Genomic DNA, 16,906 nt, shown 5'->3' with positions numbered 1-16,906 from the left:
TTTCCACAATGCCTAAAACCTTGTAATGGCTTGGCTTTTAACGAAACACAAAGTACATGGTACATATTTACTAAAAACTAACAAAGTCAACACCCTAGTGTAGGGGTGTAGGGGAGACAAGGTAGACAAGGAGGCAGGGGAGCAGGGAGCAAGGGAGCAGGGGGAGTAACACTCTTCAATTTTGAATTTTGTTCGCCCTTGGCGTTCCCGAAGGGTATTTTGAATTTTGAATTGATTAGCCCAATGCCCAATGCCCCATTCCCTACCGTATAAACAAATACCGTATCCCAATAGCTAACAAAAATATGCCATAAAGCTTTTTCATCAATGCACTGCTAATATATGGCTGGTTGGCAAACATTGCTCCAAATAAATTACCAATTACTAAACCAATAGCAATAATTACGGCATATTTAATATCAATTTTGCCGCTACGATAGTAAACTGCTGCTCCTAAAATGCCAATTGGTAATATTTGGGCGGCGATAGATGTACCAGTGGCAAATTTTTGATCCATCCCTAATAATAAGACCATTGCTGGCACCATAATTGCACCGCCACCGATGCCAAACATTCCACCTGCTACGCCAGCCGCTAACCCAATTAGCAACAGTTGAATGAGTAAATTAGACATAAACAATTGTAAATCTTTTGTGACTATACTGATCCTAAAGCATTTGGGAGAAACAAAACCCCTAACTGAGTTGTGAAATTAGGAGTTTGAACCTACGGATACTCACCAATTAAATACAGTTGTTGGTGAAAGTATGGCTTTGGGAAGCATACCATGTACACCTTTGTTGGGACTATTCACAACTTGGGTAATGCGAAAATTCACTGCTAAACTACACAAAACATAAGCGTCTTCTGGGGACAAATTCACAAACTTTTCTAGAAAATTAATCATGTTTTGCAAAGCTATTTCTAAAGCTTGATCTAATGTGGGAGCAAATCCCATTGTGATGATGTCAGTTGGTGTTTCTGCAATGGGGTTTGTAATTGGTAAATTGTGATGAAGTTTAATTTGAATGCAACAATTCATAGAAGTTTCAATGGCGGTGACATTTACTTCTCCGTCTCCCTGTGCAGAATGTCCATCACCAATAGAAAATAATCCTCCAGGAACAAACACAGGTAAAAATATCCGTGATCCTGCTTGTAGTTCGCGGTTATCAATATTACCACCATAGCAGCCAGGGGGGACAGAGGAACGCGCGGTTTCTGGAGTGGCGACACCCAAAATCCCAAAAAAAGGTTTCAGGGGAATTTTGATGCCACTATCAGGAGGAAATTCGGCTAGATTATTGACTAAATCTAAGGGGATAAATCGCAAAGCAGGTTGAGTAAAATGATTGGGTAATGCTCCCCAACCGGAACGAATGGCATTAAACCCGACTGGTAGACTAGGTGCGATCGCTTCTAATTTTACTTCTAAAACATCCCCTGGTTTTGCATCCCGAATGTAAATTGGCCCTGTAAGTAAATGTGGCCCTGGGGCAATTTTACGTTCTGGTGGTAAATTTTGGCAGATATCTAAGAATTGTGGGGTGATAAATTCGGCTGGTGCTTTGTCGTAGATGTAGTAACCTGTGTAAGTTTCCACGTCAATTGTGTCACCAGAATCAATAGTTAATACAGGTGCTAATAGGTGAGAAAATCCCCCTAAATGCACAGTTGATTTACTGGCTTTTAAAATGTGGTGAGTCATTGCCGCTATGTCTAGTTTTTCACTATCATTGCTTAGAATAGCGGTTTTGTACTCACCAGAGACTCAGAGGTCAAAAATATTTGATTATTATCATTAATTGTGGGTAAATCTTATATCCCTTGGCAAGTTAAAAACCCACAAGAAAGTGGGTGGTAAGATTCCCTACACCCTTTTTTTACGTCAAATGCCACTCGTCTCTAATAATAATTAACTAGAAGTTTTAGGAATTGCGGCTCTAATTTGGCGTAACATCATGACTTGCCAATAGGGAATCGGAGCGAGTAAAACAGTACCAGTTCCCTCAAAGGTATTGACTAAAAACTCACCAGAAGTCATTGAACCCAATAGAGATTTAGTAGCTTTCTCGACGCGATAATTTATGGTACTTGTGCGAGCGATCGCAAAATTACCATCTACTACTAATCTTTCATTTCGCAAGTTTACCACCTCTACAGGCCCTTGCGCTACCATCACTACTTTACCTCTACCTTTGACTTTGGTTTGAAACAAACCTTCGCCACCAATTAGGCCAGATACTAATTTATTACGCTCAATTCCTACTTCAATATTGCCATCACTAGCCCAATAAGCACCACTGTCTAATATCCATTCGCTACCATCTAACTCTAAAATGTGATATCCAGACAATGAAGGCTCTAAATATAATTCTCCTGTACCTGTATAAGTCGGACGAAAAATATTTTCTCCTGTCGCTAAAGATTTTAAAAATCCTCCGGCTGAAGGTGCTTTTGATTGCATGGTAATATTTCCACGCATATAATACATTGCCCCTGATTCAGTACGCACTGTTTCGTTTTGTAATGTTACTTTAACTAAACGTAAACTTTCGCGTTCAATAATTTCAAAAGTTGCCATTTGTTTTTCTTGGCTTTACCAAGGTGACATAATTTACTTATAGTTTTGACATTTATATTTCTAGATGGCAAGTTAGAAATTTATTATTGAATTGCAAAAAATTACTCTCCACCCCCAGCAACCAAAGGTAAAATAAACGCCGCCACAATTCCCAGCAACACAACGACTTCTACAACCCGCAAAACCAAATTATTTCCTATTCTAAAATTACCCCACCAATCACGCAAATCACGCAACCAATTACTCGGAGTATCTCCAGCGCGCACCTGCAATAAAAACATCGAAACTAATAATGGTACACCACCCACCTTTATAGACATCAAAATATGAATAGCCACACAGACAACCATCACCACCCAACTCAGCAAATGCAGATAATACCAACTGTGATTTAACTCTCCTGTGGGTAGCCATTCTTCCTGCATCATTCTGCCAGAAATCAACGCGAATACAGAAGCTATCAACATCAAAGTATTAGTAATTCTTTGCAAACTCACCCACCAAATCGGTCTACCAAACTCAGTTAAATTTTGTAAAGAATCTGGTTGTAAGAGTCGTTTGTTACCCGCATGAAAACTATAAAGCGCGATCGCTGGAAACACAAACAAGAAAAAAACCGCTATTGTACCGTGAATATCGATAATAGTACTGATGCGAGGAATCAGGATTTTACCGAATCTACCATCGAAAGTATTGTAAACTAAATATCCGGTAATGATAGCTGCGATCGCTAAAATCCCACTAACACCATGCAGAATCCGCAGTAACAAAGGTTGATAGGGAGCAGAACGAGACATAGTCATTAAATCTGTATAAAATTGATATATTATAAAATTCTTTGAAATTTGTAAATGGATGATTAAAAGTCCTCTGCGCTATCCAGGTGGTAAATCAAAAGCGATAAATCAGATAGTTGAATACATACCAGAAAGTTTTGCAGAATTTCGTGAACCATTCATAGGCGGAGGTTCAGTCTTTATTTACTTAAAGCAAAAGTTTCCTGATTTAAAGTTCTGGATTAATGATTTAAATCAAGAACTATTCCTGTTCTGGAAAATAACTCAGTCTGATATATCTCAGTTAGTTAAAGCAGTACGCCAAATTAAAGATAAATATACAGATGGTAAATTACTGTTTACAGAATTAACAAGTGTTGATGTTAATAGCCTATCTGATTTAGAAAGAGCCGTCCGATTTTTCGTACTCAATAGGATTACATTCAGTGGCACTGTAGAATCAGGGGGATTTTCTCAAGAAGCTTTTCATAAAAGATTTACTTATTCTTCTATAGAAAGATTGGAAAATTTGGAAGCTATTCTAACAGAAGATATCAAAATTACTAACTTAGATTATAGCGAACTATTAAAGGCAGAAGGAAAAAATGTATTTTTATTTTTAGATCCGCCGTATTTTAGTGCTACCAAATCAAAACTATATGGGAAAGATGGGGATTTACATACATCTTTCGATCATCAAAGATTCGCTGAAATATTACAACAATGCCATCATCAATGGTTAATTACTTACGATGACTCTCCACAAATTAGGGAAAACTTTAAATATGCTAATATCTACGAATGGGAATTACAATATGGCATGAATAACTATAAACAAGGAAGGGCAGCTAAAGGCAAAGAGTTATTCATCACTAACTATAAAATTACGCCTATCAAATGTAGGTTGGGTTAAGCGTAGCGCAACCCAACAGAGCCTTTGTAACTTAACATAAATATCGGTGTTGGGTTTCCTTGCGTCAACCCAACCTACGATTTTTAGGTATCATTTTAGTCCTATCACACAACTACAGTAATTTTATTTAATTGGTAATTGTGAATTAAGTAGAACGAGTTGAAAAAACGAACTATGCTAAGTAATCTAAAAAGACTAGGATTCACTTCGTAGTAAGGACTTTAGTACTGATTTGAGAACTAAAGTTCTCACTACAAACCTTTAATGATTTACCCTGTTCTACTTACACAAAGGGAATTAATTTAACTTTTGAAAGGGTGCAATTTTTCGGTACGATAACTGCCATAGACAATTCATGTAATCATCCCTAACAGTTATCAATTTAATATGACAACTTCTACTGCTGCACCTGCCTCTACCGAACCCTATCTGATCCTACAACAGTTAATTGACGGTCAATCCCTCAGTCGCGCCCAAGCTGCTGAATTAATGCAAGGTTGGCTGAGTGAAGCCATTCCGCCAGAGTTATCCGGCGCAATTTTAACAGCACTTAACTTTAAAGGTGTGTCCGCCGACGAACTCACCGGTATGGCGGAAGTTCTACAATCTCAATCGAAAATGGGGACTGGGGGAAATTCTTCCCTTAACCCCATGCCCTTAACCCCATTCCCCATAGTTGATACTTGTGGCACTGGTGGGGATGGTTCTTCAACTTTTAACATTTCTACAGCCGTAGCGTTTGTGGTGGCTGCTTATGGTGTCCCTGTGGCTAAACATGGTAATCGTTCCGCCTCAAGTTTGACGGGTAGTGCTGATGTTTTAGAAGCATTAGGTGTAAATTTAAATGCTCCTAGCGAAAAAGTCCAAGCTGCACTCTCAGAAGTCGGGATCACTTTCTTGTTTGCCCCCGGTTGGCATCCCGCACTGAAAGCTGTGGCACAATTACGCCGGACTTTACGAATCCGCACGGTGTTTAATTTACTTGGCCCCTTGGTAAATCCCCTACGTCCAACTGGGCAGGTGGTAGGATTATTTACACCCAAACTCTTAGAAACCGTTGCCCAAGCTTTACATAATTTGGGTAAGCAAAAAGCAATTGTTTTACATGGACGAGAAAGACTAGATGAGGCTGGGTTGGGTGATTTGACTGATTTAGCCGTATTATCTGACGGTGAAGTTAAATTAACTACCATCAATCCCCAAGAGGTAGGTGTTACCCCTGCACCAATTACCGCCCTCAAAGGTGGCGATGTTCAAGAAAACGCGGTGATTTTAAAAGCGGTATTACAAGGGAAAGGTACTCAGGCACAACAAGACGCTGTAGCCCTTAATGCTTCATTGGCACTACAGGTAGCGGGTGCAATTCCGTTGTTAGATCATGCCCAAGGTGTCAAGGTAGCTAAGGAGATCCTACAGGCTGGTACTGCCTGGACAAAGTTGGAACATTTAGTTGGATTCCTCCAGAACTAGCATCTGAGTGGGATTGGGGGCGGAACTCGACGACGTTGCGTTTAATGGTGACATCATAGTTACCAAAAAAGTCATGTCCTAATAGCCCCGTTTCTAATTCTGCCCCAGCGATCGCCACTGGTACACGATTTACTCTCACACCTCCCAAAGTCATGGAATCCACATACCCAATCGGAAATTCCACACCTTTAGAACTAGCGGTATTAGCTTTGGCTTTCCCCACCGGGATCACTCCCAAAGCATCCGCCATTGCTTGGGTAATCACCGTCCCACTTGCGCCTGTATCGACAATCATGTCAAATTGCTGTTGACCATTAAAAGTCACAGTCACCACAGGCGTACCACCAACCCGGCGTTTAATCGGGGCAACGTAGACTTTTTCTGAGGTGATGGCGGCGGATACCGGGAAACTTGCTCGTTCTGGTGCTAGTTCTGTAGTTCCCGGTGGTGGTACGGGAATCGTAAATTTAGATTCAGGCTTGATGGTTGTTTTAGCTGGAGGCACAGACGAACGAGTTTCCACCACTCGCACCTGGGGAGATGCGACAGCTACCGACTGAGGTGATGGCCTAGCCGCAGTATTAGCTTGGCGGATAGCATATTTCATCTGTCTGTCAAACTCAGCAATTTTAGTTTGAGCGATCGCAAATTCTGGGCTTTGCCGTTCCACCTTCTGCATCAAAGCGATCGCATCATGATACTGACTCGCCACCAAATACCAATCATCCGGCGATTGTGCCGACTGACTAATACTAGTCGCCCCTGCTGCCTTATCTAGTCCCAACTCAAAAGAACTAGGTTCTAGTGGCGATGATGGCAGATCAGTAGGTGCGGGAATATTAGGTTGCTCTGTAGGTGTAACAGGAGATGGCACTATTGCCACATCATCAGTCACCACAGACTGCTGATTCCGCAGAATCGACGTTTTTGGTTGATTTGTACTACAACCAACATTCACAACTGCGATCGCGCCAGACAGAAAAATCAGCGTTGCACGAGAAAAAAAGGGCTGAAGCATAATTAATCTTAATTGAAACTGTCCCACGACTCCTGCCACCGATTCCCATTGTAGATTTAATTTCCTAATGGAGAATTTAAAACCCAGAATTTCAGAATCATTTACTAATTTTAATTTTTAATTAATTTCCTCGAAAACGTATAATTTACCAACTTGTGAGATAATTGACACTCGCAGTATCCTGGTGACTGGGTACTGGGCAGGGGAGCAGGGAGCAGGGAGCAGGGGGAGAGAGGGGAGAGAGGGGAGTGTGGGGGGAAAGATTTGTTCTCCACCATCCCACACCTCCCACACCAAGCACACCCTGCCCTAACGAGGTTTCAGCTTAACAAGCGTGCTATTCCCCTATGCCCCATGCCCCATGCCCCATGCCCCATGCCCAATACCCCAATCCCCAATCCCATTTATCACTTATGCCCCTGTCTGACACAATTCCTGCTCTATTCGTCTTAGCAGATGGAACTGCTTACCGTGGTTGGTCATTTGGTGCAACGGGAACAACCATCGGCGAAGTCGTGTTTAACACCGGGATGACTGGATATCAAGAAGTTTTGACTGACCCTAGTTATTGCGGTCAAATAGTAGTATTCACCTATCCCGAATTGGGGAATACTGGCGTGAATCCAGAAGACGAAGAATCAGCCAAGCCACAAGTTAAGGGTGCGATCGCCCGCAATATTTGTCATCAACCAAGTAACTGGCGATCGGCACAATCCCTACCAGACTACCTGCAACAACACCAAATTCCAGGCATCTACGGCATAGACACCCGCGCCCTCACCCGCAAAATTCGGATGTATGGCGCAATGAACGGTGGCATTTCCACAGAAATTTTAGATGAAGCTGAATTGTTAGAGCAGGTACAGGCAGCCCCTAACATGGCAGGCTTGAACTTAGTGAAAGAAGTCACCACCCGCCAAGTTTACGAATGGTCAGATCCCACAATCCCCGCTTGGGAATTTCAACCAGTCGCCACCAGCAATCATCAGGAAACCTTGACAGTTGTGGCCTTAGACTTTGGAGTCAAGCGCAATATCTTACGTCGCTTGGCTAGTTATGGCTGTAGAGTCATAGTTGTACCTGCCGATACACCAGCCGCAGAAATTCTTCAATACAATCCAGATGGTATCTTCCTTTCCAACGGGCCTGGTGATCCGGCCGCAGTTTCCGAAGGTATTGCCACAGCTAAAACCCTGCTCCAAAGTCAAAAACCAATTTTTGGCATTTGTATGGGACACCAAATTCTCGGTCATGCCTTGGGAGCAGAAACCTTCAAGCTGAAATTCGGCCATCGCGGTTTAAATCAGCCCGCAGGACTAACACAAAGGATAGAAATTACCAGCCAAAACCACAGCTTTGCGATCGACCCTGATTCCTTACCAGAAGCAGTTGTAGAAGTTAGCCACCTCAACTTAAACGATCGCACCGTTGCTGGCTTAAGGCACAAGTCCCTACCCATCTTCTCAGTGCAGTACCACCCAGAAGCCAGTCCCGGCCCCCACGACGCTGATTACTTGTTTGAACAGTTCGTCCAAGCCATGCGAACCGCGCGTCAAGCAACTACAGCCCAAGTGAGTTAAAAAGGGATTAGGAATTAGGGACTGGGGACTGGGGACTAGGAACTGGGGAGTAGAGGAAGCAGAGAAAGTAGAGGAAATTTGACTCCAATACCCTGTTTGCCCAATACCCAGTCCCTAACCCCCAAGACCTAATCCCCAGTCCCCACTAAAGGCTATAGACAACAAGCCTAAAAACCATCTATACTTGAGCGTTTACTTTAACCATGAGGAGGGAATTATTGCTGAACCACTAAATCTAACCGTCAGCCTGAGAGGTACTCGTGAAGCACGGGATAATTATCAGCTATTCCGCCTCACAGGTTTGTTAGATGCCTTTTCCGAACCGACATTTCGCAAGGTTCTTGGCACTAAAATTGAAGAAGGCCCAAAGCACATCATTCTGGATCTTTCACAAATTGACTTTGTAGATAGCTCCGGCTTGGGTGCGTTGGTACAGCTAGCCAAGCAAGCTCAAACCGCCACAGGAACTTTGCAAATCGTCACTAATGCCCGTGTAACTCAAACGGTCAAGCTTGTGCGCTTAGAGAAGTTTCTCTCGCTGCAAACCTCTGTTGAAGCAGCTCTAGACAACATCAAGCAGTCTTGATCGCTTGGCCGAATTAATTAGTTAAGCTATTCCCAACAATGTCATGTATGGAATAGCTTAATTTCAAACAACAGGCTGGCAATCACCTCTCCCAGTGGGAGAGGGAAAGCCACCATAATGGGGCATTGGGTATTGGGAGGAGAAAATTTAGTTCTATAAAAATTGCTCTTACCAAATTTATATCAATCTCAGTAGAACGACTTGAGAAAAACAAACTATGTAAAGTAATGTAAAAAAATTACATTTAGTTCGTAGTAAGGACTTTAGTCCTCTCATAAGGACTAAAGTCCTTACTACAAACCTTTAATTATTTACACCGTCCTACTTAAGTATCTTGACGTAAATGTTTCTCATCAAAATAATTCTATAGAAATTAAATAATAGCTTTAGAATTTTGCATTGATTTTCCCCAATGCCCCATGCCCAATGCCCCATGCCCAAAAAATATCCAGAAAGCAAGATAAAATTATCAAATAATCCTGATAATTTTAATGATGCTGAGTCTATAGATACAGCAGAGTTATGAGAGAATAGAAATAATTTTTGAATTTTAACTAGATACCTACTAAATAAATTGAACCTGTTAAGGAATAGCTAATTTGTGAAGTCAAAGGAGGAAGAGTTATTAGATAGCAAAGATGAAGATCCCCTGATGGATAAATCTTGGCATCAATCACTCTTGGTACATACAGCACAGTTCACAGCACAAATTGATCAGGGGCAAGTACGGCAAATTTCCCCCGCAGCTTTAGCCTATATAGGGGATGCAATCTATGAGCTTTATGCTAGAATGTATTACCTGCTACCACTACAACGGCCAGAAGCTTATCATAGATTGGTAGTAGCACAGGTAAGAGCAGAAACACAGGCGCTACATTTGCGATCGCTAACTCCTTACTTGACAACAACTGAATTAGAAATTGTCCGGCGAGGCCGTAACGCCGCCACAGGACGACCAAAACGGGTTAATCCCGAAATATATCAACAAGCTACTAGTTTAGAAACTTTAATTGGTTACTTGTATCTCACCGATTTCTCGCGCTTAACCGAACTATTGCAAAAAATCCATCTAGAGAAATAAATAAACCCTTTAATCTCCATGATCGGAAAATCAATACGTAATGGTTGAGTATATGTAGGAATCGGCAGTCTATTCATGCCTTATACCCAAAACTCCCATGAACAATAAACCGAAAAAAATCAAAACAGCTAACGAACCCAATCGCGGGCCAGTTCTCAAACTTAAGGGTAAGCGTGTAGTGACTAAATCACCACGCCCTTTTAAAAAAGGAGAGCATCAGCCACATCCACGCCGCCAATTTAATCCCCCTGCGGTATCCCAAAAACCAGCAGAAGATAGCGACATGATTTATGGTCGCCATCCAGTCTTAACAGCTTTAGAAAATCAACGGGAACTTAACCGCATTTGGGTTACATCTCGGTTGCGTTATGATCCCCGATTTCATAATCTCATTCTCCAAGCCAAAGAAAACGGCACAGTCATTGATGAAGTAGATCCCAAGCGTCTAGATCAAATTACCGACCAAGCCAACCACCAAGGAATAGCTGCACAAATCGCGCCCTATTCCTACAGTGAATTACATGAACTCATAGCCCAAGCCAAATCAGTCACCGATCCCGTGATTGTAGTCGCTGATGGGATCACTGACCCCCATAACTTGGGTGCAATTATTCGTACTGCCGAAGCTATAGGCGCGCAAGGTCTAATTATTCCCCAAAGAAGAGCTGCGGGAATTACCTCCACAGTCGTTAAAGTTGCAGCCGGAGCTTTAGAAAACTTTCCTGTAGCTAGAGTAATTAACCTCAGTCGTGCCTTAGAAGAATTAAAAGAAGCTGGTTTTTGGATTTATGGTACTGCCGCAGATGGTAGCGAACCACTCCACACCGTCAGCTTCCGTGGCCCTATCGTTTTGGTAATCGGTTCAGAAGGCGAAGGTCTGAGTATGTTGACACAACGATCTTGTGATGTGTTGGTTTCAATTCCCCTTTTGGGTAAAACCCCTAGCCTAAACGCTTCTGTAGCTTCAGGTATGGCACTCTATGAAATTTTTCGGCAACGTGCGGTTAACACTTTATACCTAGATAAATTACCAAAACCTCTTTAAAAATTTTGAGTAAAAGAGTATAAAGAAATGTAAATAGCACACATAAAAACATCAGACGTTTAGCATTCAGTACCACTTTGATAAACTGGCGGCAACCATGACAACAATTTGGCATAACCTGAAGGAAACTGTAATCAACACCTATAATGCGCTGGGCTTGGCTTGGTGGGTAGAAATCGAAACTCAAAATCCCCGTTGTACCTACTACTTCGGCCCTTTTCTCAGTTCCACTGATGCCAAAGTAGAGACTAAAGGCTATGTAGAAGATTTAGAAGCTGAAGGCGCGCAAGGAATCGTGGTAAACGTCAAGCAATGCAAACCAGATATTTTGACCATTGCCGATGACCTGGGGGAAAGGATTGACCGCAAAGTAAAGCCTGCCTTTAGCGGTCAGATTTAATTTAGGCAAATAATCAATGGGAATTGGGCATGGGGCATTGGGCATGGGGCAATTCAATTTTGGATTTTGGATTTTAAATTTTGGATTGGATTTCAATCTAAAATCCCAAATCTACAATCTAAAATTCTTTCCCTTGTCTCCCTTGTCTCCCCTCTCTCCCTTGTCTTCCCTGCCCCAGTCCCCAATCCCCAATCCCCAGTCCCCAGTCCCCAGTAAACGTCATTTTTCCATTGAGATAAATCCAGGGGGAATATCTCTAACTATACGGAAAGGAAAGACCTGTGTAGAGGCAGCTTGAGCATAATCTGGGGTGAGAAAGATAGCGTATTTCTCAGCTTCGGGTGTGAGTTGTGCTGCCATTGCCAACGCGATCGCCTTGACAAATTTTCGCACATCACCAGCTTGTTCACCGACAATTTCACCACCACTTAAAGGTGTATTGGGTTTATCTGCTTGATCTAAAGTAGTGCTGGGATCTTTGACACTCAAATGAGTCCCACCAATTACACCCGCTAACCATTTGGGAGAAGAAATTTTACTAAATCCCATGATTTGCTCTGTTAAAGCTGGGGTGGTTTTGTCTGCGGAACTGGCTAAAATTAAGGTAGGTACTTGCACTTTAGTTAAACCAGTTTCACCGAACATTAATGAAGTTGCTGGGCTTAAGGCAATAATTTGCTTAACTCGATCATCTCGTAGTTGATAGCTGTTTTCTGGTAATTCCTGGGCAATACATTGAACTGTTTCCCCAATACTCAAAACAGCTAATTGATTCTGACAGCGTTGCCTGAGTTCTGCTATTTGTAATTCCCCTCCAGCCACTGTTAAAGCCGTCGAACCACCAAAAGAATAGCCCACAACCATCACCTGATTAGTAGCCAATTTCCCCTCTAGGGAATCACCTGGGGTTTGATTGACCTTGGCTAACTCATCTAATACAAAACTAATATCTTTGGGACGCTCTAAAAACTCTTGGGGTTTAATGATTCTGGTTTTACCTTGAATAGCTAAATCAACATGAGTTTGATTACTACCAGGATGTTCTAAAGCAGCAACCACATAACCGTGGGAAGCCAGATGTTCTGCTAAGTAACGTAAGTCAGTACGAACTGATCCCAAGCCATGAGAAAATACAATTAGGGGCTTATTGGGATCAACAGAATTTGACCAGTAAACATCAACAGGAATATTACGACTCCGGTTTTGGTCATTAAAACTCAAGTTCAGCACTTGAAAAGAATTACTACCTTGCTGGCTAGGGTCAAAAGGTAAATTAATTTGGCTACGTTTAGCGACAAGTTGGGGAGACAGGGACAGCATGAACTGTTGGGTACGCCAAAAACCAGTATTCAAACTTCCCATCACAGCAAAAGCTTGGGGTAAATTAATTTCCAAGCGTTGACTCGGATAGGCAGCAATAAAACTCAGTAGAGATAAACCTTGGGGAGAGTTAGAACCGAGTACCAACCCTGCTCTGAGAGCTTTTGCACCCTCTTGATCTTCACGAACTACAGCCGTAGACAAGTCGTTGAGAATAGTTGTACCTATTTGAGTATTCAGTAACCTACTCAGAGTCACTACATTTAGAGGTATTCTCATTCTCAGCATCCCCAACAGAGAGCGACGCTGTTGTTCAGATAACCGCCTGGTAAACATATTTAAACTGGGGGGAAACTCTCCAGTTGTGGCGGCGGTTTGTAAATCCTTGAGGGGAATTGATTCTGCAAACAAGCCATAACGCAGCACCACCGTATCAGCAGCTTTTGCAGAGGTGTTTACCCCAAAAAATTGGGTTACAGCCAGTGCGCTCAAGAAACCAGCAAGCAATTTTAGACTTTTTCCGCTTTTTCCCATAAAAATACTCACTCATCGCTACTTAGGGGAATATAGCGAATATCAGTGTATTTAGCTACTGTTGGGGATTGGGGATTGGGGACTGGGGCAGGGGAGCAGGGGAGCAGAGGAGACAAGGGAGACAAGGTAGACAGGGGAGACAAGGTAGACAAGGGAGACAGGAGAGACAGGGGAGACAGGAGAGACAAGGGAGACAGGGGAGAATTATTTATACCATTTCTCTAAATCTCGGCTACAGATCATTCTTCCCCTGCTCCCTGCTCCCTGCCCCCTTGCCTTAAATGTTGAAAGCCCTGATGACTACTAACTCGTAATTTTGGGCGCGTTCAGATAAGCTTGGGGATTTTGGGGATCAAATTCTAAGCCGTTAAAGAATTTTTCTACACCGCGTGATGTGCTGGCGGGGATGGCTTTTTCTTGTCCAATGAGTTTGGCGGCTTCTCTCCATAAGTCTTCGCGGTTGACTGCATCGATGATGGGTTGGGGATTAAAATCTTTGGGACGATTACCCCAGCGCATATCTTCTATAAAGAACCACAAGTCATGACTTTTATAGGGGTAGGAAGCATTGTCTTGCCAGAATTTAATTGCGTGGGGACTATTTTCGACTACGCGGCCATTGCCATAATCGAACTTACCCAAGAGGCGATCGCGCAAAAATTCACTAGGTATTCCAATCCATTGGCGTTGTGATAAAATTCGGAATAATTCTGGTTTATTTTCGGGGCGATCGCACCAAATTTGCGCTTCTAAAACCGCCGCTAATAAAGCTTTTGCTGCCTTTGGATGTTTATCTACCCATTCAGCACGTACTCCTAGAGCTTTTTCTGGGTGATTATTCCATAACTCGCCACTAGTCACAGTAGAGTAACCAATCCCTTGTTTAATCAAGCGATGATGCCAAGGATCTACCACACAGAAAGCATCCATTGAACCACCCCGCATATTCGCTACCATCTGCGGCGGCGGAACTACAATCAATGACACATCTTTATCGGGATCAATTCCACCATGTGCAAGCCACCAACGCATAAAAAAGTCACCCGTTACCCGGCGGTAAGGTATGGCACAGAGTACATTTTCCCCACCTAAACTTTTTTTCGCAAACAATGATTTCAGGGGAGAACTATCCAACCCTAGTTTTAAATCTTGATAAGCATTAGTAACAGAAACACCCTGCCCATTCAAATTTAACCGAGCCAAAATATACATCGGGATTTTGCGCCCATAGCTAATTTCGCCAGTAGCCATCAAATGCACCATCGGAAACAGCAAATGTGCGCCATCCAAACCTTCATTCTCTGAACCTAACATCAGTTTGTCACGCATTACTGCCCAAGAAGGCTGTCTTAACACCTCGACATTAGGCATTCCATGCTTCGCAAAAAAGCCCTTAGCTTTAGCTACAATCAACGGACAAGCACTAGTGACTGGAATAAAACCTAATTTTGCTCCTGTAACTTCTGGGACATCACCATTACTAGCGTATAAACTCGCATTTGATGGGATAGCTGAGGAACGATGAGTTAGAGTTGTAGATAATAATGCTGCTCCACCAGCCGCTATAAAATGTCTTCTAGTAAACTTTGTCATATTTCAATGTGAAGGGGAGTAGGGAGTGCTGAGTGCTGAGTGCTGAGTAGGGAGTGGGGAGTGCTGAGTGGTGATACCGTTTCTTGATAAAGATGCACTTTATTCTGCACTGTAGAGACGTTGCATGCAACGTCTCTACATCATTAATTGATTGGCTTTTCTTGTCTTCTTCAAGCCGCAGATTTCAAAATCGGCATCTTTTCAATTTTTCTATATTGGGCTTGTTGTTGATGGTGCAAAAAATTTAGTAATTCGTGGCGTAGATCATGATACAGAGGATGATCTACAATCTCTGAGGGAATGCGAGAACGACCAAAAGGAACATCTAAAATTTGACCAATAGTAGCAGCCGGGCCATTATTTAACATCACCACGCGATCGGAAAGTAACAGTGCTTCATCAACATCATGAGTCACCATGATAGTTGTGATATGAGCTTGATTACAAATATCCATTAATTCCGCTTGTAGAGTTTTGCGCGTGAGGGCATCTAAAGCCCCAAATGGTTCATCTAATAATAACAATTTTGGTTTAATTGCTAAAGCACGGGCGAGGGCGACTCTTTGCTTCATCCCGCCAGAAAGTTGTCCTGGTTTTTTGTGGGCTGCATCTTTTAAGCCTACCATTTCTAAGTGGGTATTTATGATGCGATCGCGTTCAACTTTTGATTTATGAGATAATACTTTATTCACAGCTAACGCCACATTATCCCAAGCACTTAACCACGGTAATAACGAATAATTTTGAAATACCATCATTCGTTCTGAACCTGGGCGTTTTACTCTTGTACCATCTACTTCTACATAACCGCTAGAAGGCTTTTCCATGCCAGCAATCATATTCAATAAAGTAGATTTACCACAACCAGAATGACCAATCAAAGATACAAAATCGCCTTGCTTAATTTCTAAATAAATATCTTTGAGAATAATGTTTCTCTCACCATTGGGTGCGGAATATTCTTTATTGATACCGTGAATTTTGACAAAGTTTTGCATTAGAAGTTGTCCTAAATAATTGGTATTGGGGATTGGGGACTGGGGAATTAATGACTATTCTTGTGGGGTAACTTTAATAGCTATGTAAGACATAATTTTGTCTAAGATTAAACCCACTATACCTAAATAGATAATTGCTAATATGATTTCGCTGATATTGGAATTGTTGTAAGCATTCACAATAAAAAACCCTAGTCCATCATCAGAAAGTAGCATTTCGGCTGCAACCACGGCTAACCAAGCTAGACCAATAGCAATTCTTAATCCGGTAAAAATATAGGGAAGTGTGGCAGGTATCAGCACTTTAAAAAAGTTTTCCAAAAATGATAATTCTAAAATTTTGGAAACGTTATTATAATCTTTAGGAATCATTTTTACACCTAAAGCTGTATTAATAATAATCGGCCAAATAGCTGTAATGGTGATTACAAAAATAGCCGATGGATTGGGTTTCAAAAATATAGCCTGGGCTAAAGGTAGCCAAGCTAGAGGCGCAACAGGACGCAAAAGTTGAATTATCGGATCTATAGCGTCTCTTAAAAATTGATTGAGACTAATCAGAAACCCTAGGGGAATACCAATAACTACAGCTATTAAATAGCCAAACATAACCCGTTTAAGACTAGCCAAAATTAACCAAAAGAAACCTTTATTTAATCCACCCTTATTAAAAAAGGGATCAATAATTAATTCCCAAGTATCTTTGATAACTGCAAAAGGAGAAGGCAAGGATGTATTAGGAATTAAGCTCATCAAGTGCCAAGCTATTAAAACACTGGTAATACCGCATAAAGGTGCAAAGCTTCGCTGAAGGATTTCCCCGATAAATTCCTGGGGTTTTTGCTTTTGATTAATTCGTCTTCTAGAGCGCATGACCATATAATTACCTGGATCTGAACAGCTATTCAAATTAACAACAATCTTGGCATTTTTAATCATCAACGGCAATCATAAATAGATATACTATTGATTTATCTTGGTTTCTATGAGCAAGGATTATAACTGAAG

At 41.9% G+C, this 16,906-nt stretch carries 18 protein-coding genes; 9 read left to right on the top strand and 9 right to left on the bottom strand.

Annotated features, from left to right (window positions below; all coding sequences use genetic code 11):
• Positions 1–262 precede the first annotated feature (262 nt).
• The 4 genes from ACPZ3T_RS08180 to ACPZ3T_RS08165 all read right to left on the bottom strand — a co-directional run bounded on the left by ACPZ3T_RS08180 (position 263) and on the right by ACPZ3T_RS08165 (position 3,381).
• Positions 263–634 (bottom strand): TSUP family transporter, encoded by a 372-nt coding sequence (locus ACPZ3T_RS08180; RefSeq protein WP_490275099.1) that lies wholly within the window; start codon positions 632–634, stop codon positions 263–265.
• Positions 635–736: 102 nt separating this feature from the next.
• Positions 737–1,708 (bottom strand): acetamidase/formamidase family protein, encoded by a 972-nt coding sequence (locus ACPZ3T_RS08175; protein ID WP_490275097.1) that lies wholly within the window; start codon positions 1,706–1,708, stop codon positions 737–739.
• Between the two features lie 207 nt (positions 1,709–1,915).
• The gene (locus ACPZ3T_RS08170; protein WP_490275095.1) at positions 1,916–2,584 is read right to left on the bottom strand and encodes an AIM24 family protein; all 669 of its coding nucleotides are present in this window, start codon (positions 2,582–2,584) and stop codon (positions 1,916–1,918) included.
• Between the two features lie 101 nt (positions 2,585–2,685).
• On the bottom strand, positions 2,686–3,381 hold the full coding sequence (locus tag ACPZ3T_RS08165) for a cytochrome b/b6 domain-containing protein (RefSeq protein ID WP_490275093.1): 696 nt from the start codon (positions 3,379–3,381) through the stop codon (positions 2,686–2,688).
• A 58-nt stretch (positions 3,382–3,439) separates the two neighbouring features.
• Between ACPZ3T_RS08165 and ACPZ3T_RS08160 the strand changes: the two genes are divergently transcribed.
• Together ACPZ3T_RS08160 and trpD are read left to right on the top strand one after the other, a co-directional pair.
• On the top strand, positions 3,440–4,273 hold the full coding sequence (locus tag ACPZ3T_RS08160) for a DNA adenine methylase (protein ID WP_490275091.1): 834 nt from the start codon (positions 3,440–3,442) through the stop codon (positions 4,271–4,273).
• 387 nt (positions 4,274–4,660) lie between these two features.
• Positions 4,661–5,743 carry an anthranilate phosphoribosyltransferase gene (trpD, locus tag ACPZ3T_RS08155; protein WP_490275089.1) on the top strand — a complete coding sequence of 361 codons (1,083 nt, stop codon included), beginning with the start codon at positions 4,661–4,663 and terminating at the stop codon, positions 5,741–5,743.
• On the opposite strand, the gene ACPZ3T_RS08150 is transcribed toward trpD, so the two are convergent.
• On the bottom strand, positions 5,673–6,761 hold the full coding sequence (locus ACPZ3T_RS08150; protein ID WP_490275087.1) for a retropepsin-like aspartic protease family protein: 1,089 nt from the start codon (positions 6,759–6,761) through the stop codon (positions 5,673–5,675). The genes trpD and ACPZ3T_RS08150 overlap by 71 nt on opposite strands.
• 184 nt (positions 6,762–6,945) lie before the next feature.
• Between ACPZ3T_RS08150 and ACPZ3T_RS08145 the strand changes: the two genes are divergently transcribed.
• The 6 genes from ACPZ3T_RS08145 to ACPZ3T_RS08120 all read left to right on the top strand — a co-directional run bounded on the left by ACPZ3T_RS08145 (position 6,946) and on the right by ACPZ3T_RS08120 (position 11,453).
• Positions 6,946–7,074 carry a hypothetical protein gene (locus ACPZ3T_RS08145; protein ID WP_490275085.1) on the top strand — a complete coding sequence of 43 codons (129 nt, stop codon included), beginning with the start codon at positions 6,946–6,948 and terminating at the stop codon, positions 7,072–7,074.
• A gap of 100 nt (positions 7,075–7,174) precedes the next feature.
• Positions 7,175–8,341 carry a glutamine-hydrolyzing carbamoyl-phosphate synthase small subunit gene (gene carA, locus ACPZ3T_RS08140; RefSeq protein ID WP_490277161.1) on the top strand — a complete coding sequence of 389 codons (1,167 nt, stop codon included), beginning with the start codon at positions 7,175–7,177 and terminating at the stop codon, positions 8,339–8,341.
• Between the two features lie 184 nt (positions 8,342–8,525).
• Positions 8,526–8,927, top strand: coding sequence for an STAS domain-containing protein (locus tag ACPZ3T_RS08135; protein WP_490275083.1), 402 nt, complete (start codon positions 8,526–8,528; stop codon positions 8,925–8,927).
• Between the two features lie 601 nt (positions 8,928–9,528).
• Positions 9,529–10,008: a Mini-ribonuclease 3 gene (locus tag ACPZ3T_RS08130; protein WP_490275081.1), complete on the top strand. Its 480-nt coding sequence runs from the start codon at positions 9,529–9,531 to the stop codon at positions 10,006–10,008.
• Between the two features lie 97 nt (positions 10,009–10,105).
• Positions 10,106–11,053: a 23S rRNA (guanosine(2251)-2'-O)-methyltransferase RlmB gene (gene rlmB, locus ACPZ3T_RS08125; protein WP_490275080.1), complete on the top strand. Its 948-nt coding sequence runs from the start codon at positions 10,106–10,108 to the stop codon at positions 11,051–11,053.
• A 97-nt stretch (positions 11,054–11,150) separates the two neighbouring features.
• The gene (locus ACPZ3T_RS08120) at positions 11,151–11,453 is read left to right on the top strand and encodes a DUF1816 domain-containing protein (RefSeq protein ID WP_490275078.1); all 303 of its coding nucleotides are present in this window, start codon (positions 11,151–11,153) and stop codon (positions 11,451–11,453) included.
• A gap of 219 nt (positions 11,454–11,672) precedes the next feature.
• Here the strand turns inward: ACPZ3T_RS08120 and ACPZ3T_RS08115 are convergent, their stop codons facing one another.
• Positions 11,673–13,307, bottom strand: coding sequence for an alpha/beta hydrolase (locus ACPZ3T_RS08115; RefSeq protein ID WP_490275076.1), 1,635 nt, complete (start codon positions 13,305–13,307; stop codon positions 11,673–11,675).
• Between the two features lie 45 nt (positions 13,308–13,352).
• On the opposite strand from ACPZ3T_RS08115, the gene ACPZ3T_RS08110 reads away from it, so the two are divergent.
• Positions 13,353–13,532, top strand: a complete 180-nt coding sequence (locus tag ACPZ3T_RS08110) for a hypothetical protein (RefSeq protein ID WP_490275074.1) — start codon at positions 13,353–13,355, stop codon at positions 13,530–13,532.
• A gap of 78 nt (positions 13,533–13,610) precedes the next feature.
• On the opposite strand, the gene ACPZ3T_RS08105 is transcribed toward ACPZ3T_RS08110, so the two are convergent.
• The 3 genes from ACPZ3T_RS08105 to ntrB form a co-directional block, all read right to left on the bottom strand.
• Entirely contained in the window at positions 13,611–14,900 is a 1,290-nt protein-coding gene (locus ACPZ3T_RS08105) for a CmpA/NrtA family ABC transporter substrate-binding protein (protein WP_490275072.1), read from the bottom strand.
• Between the two features lie 170 nt (positions 14,901–15,070).
• Entirely contained in the window at positions 15,071–15,898 is an 828-nt protein-coding gene (locus ACPZ3T_RS08100; protein WP_490275070.1) for an ABC transporter ATP-binding protein, read from the bottom strand.
• Positions 15,899–15,952: 54 nt separating this feature from the next.
• On the bottom strand, positions 15,953–16,777 hold the full coding sequence (ntrB, locus tag ACPZ3T_RS08095; protein WP_490275068.1) for a nitrate ABC transporter permease: 825 nt from the start codon (positions 16,775–16,777) through the stop codon (positions 15,953–15,955).
• Positions 16,778–16,906: the final 129 nt, after the last annotated feature.

This window comes from Aliinostoc maniaoense, from assembly GCF_058172895.1.
Note: the sequence above shows the minus strand (reverse complement) of the source record. Positions and strands in the feature narration are given on the sequence as shown.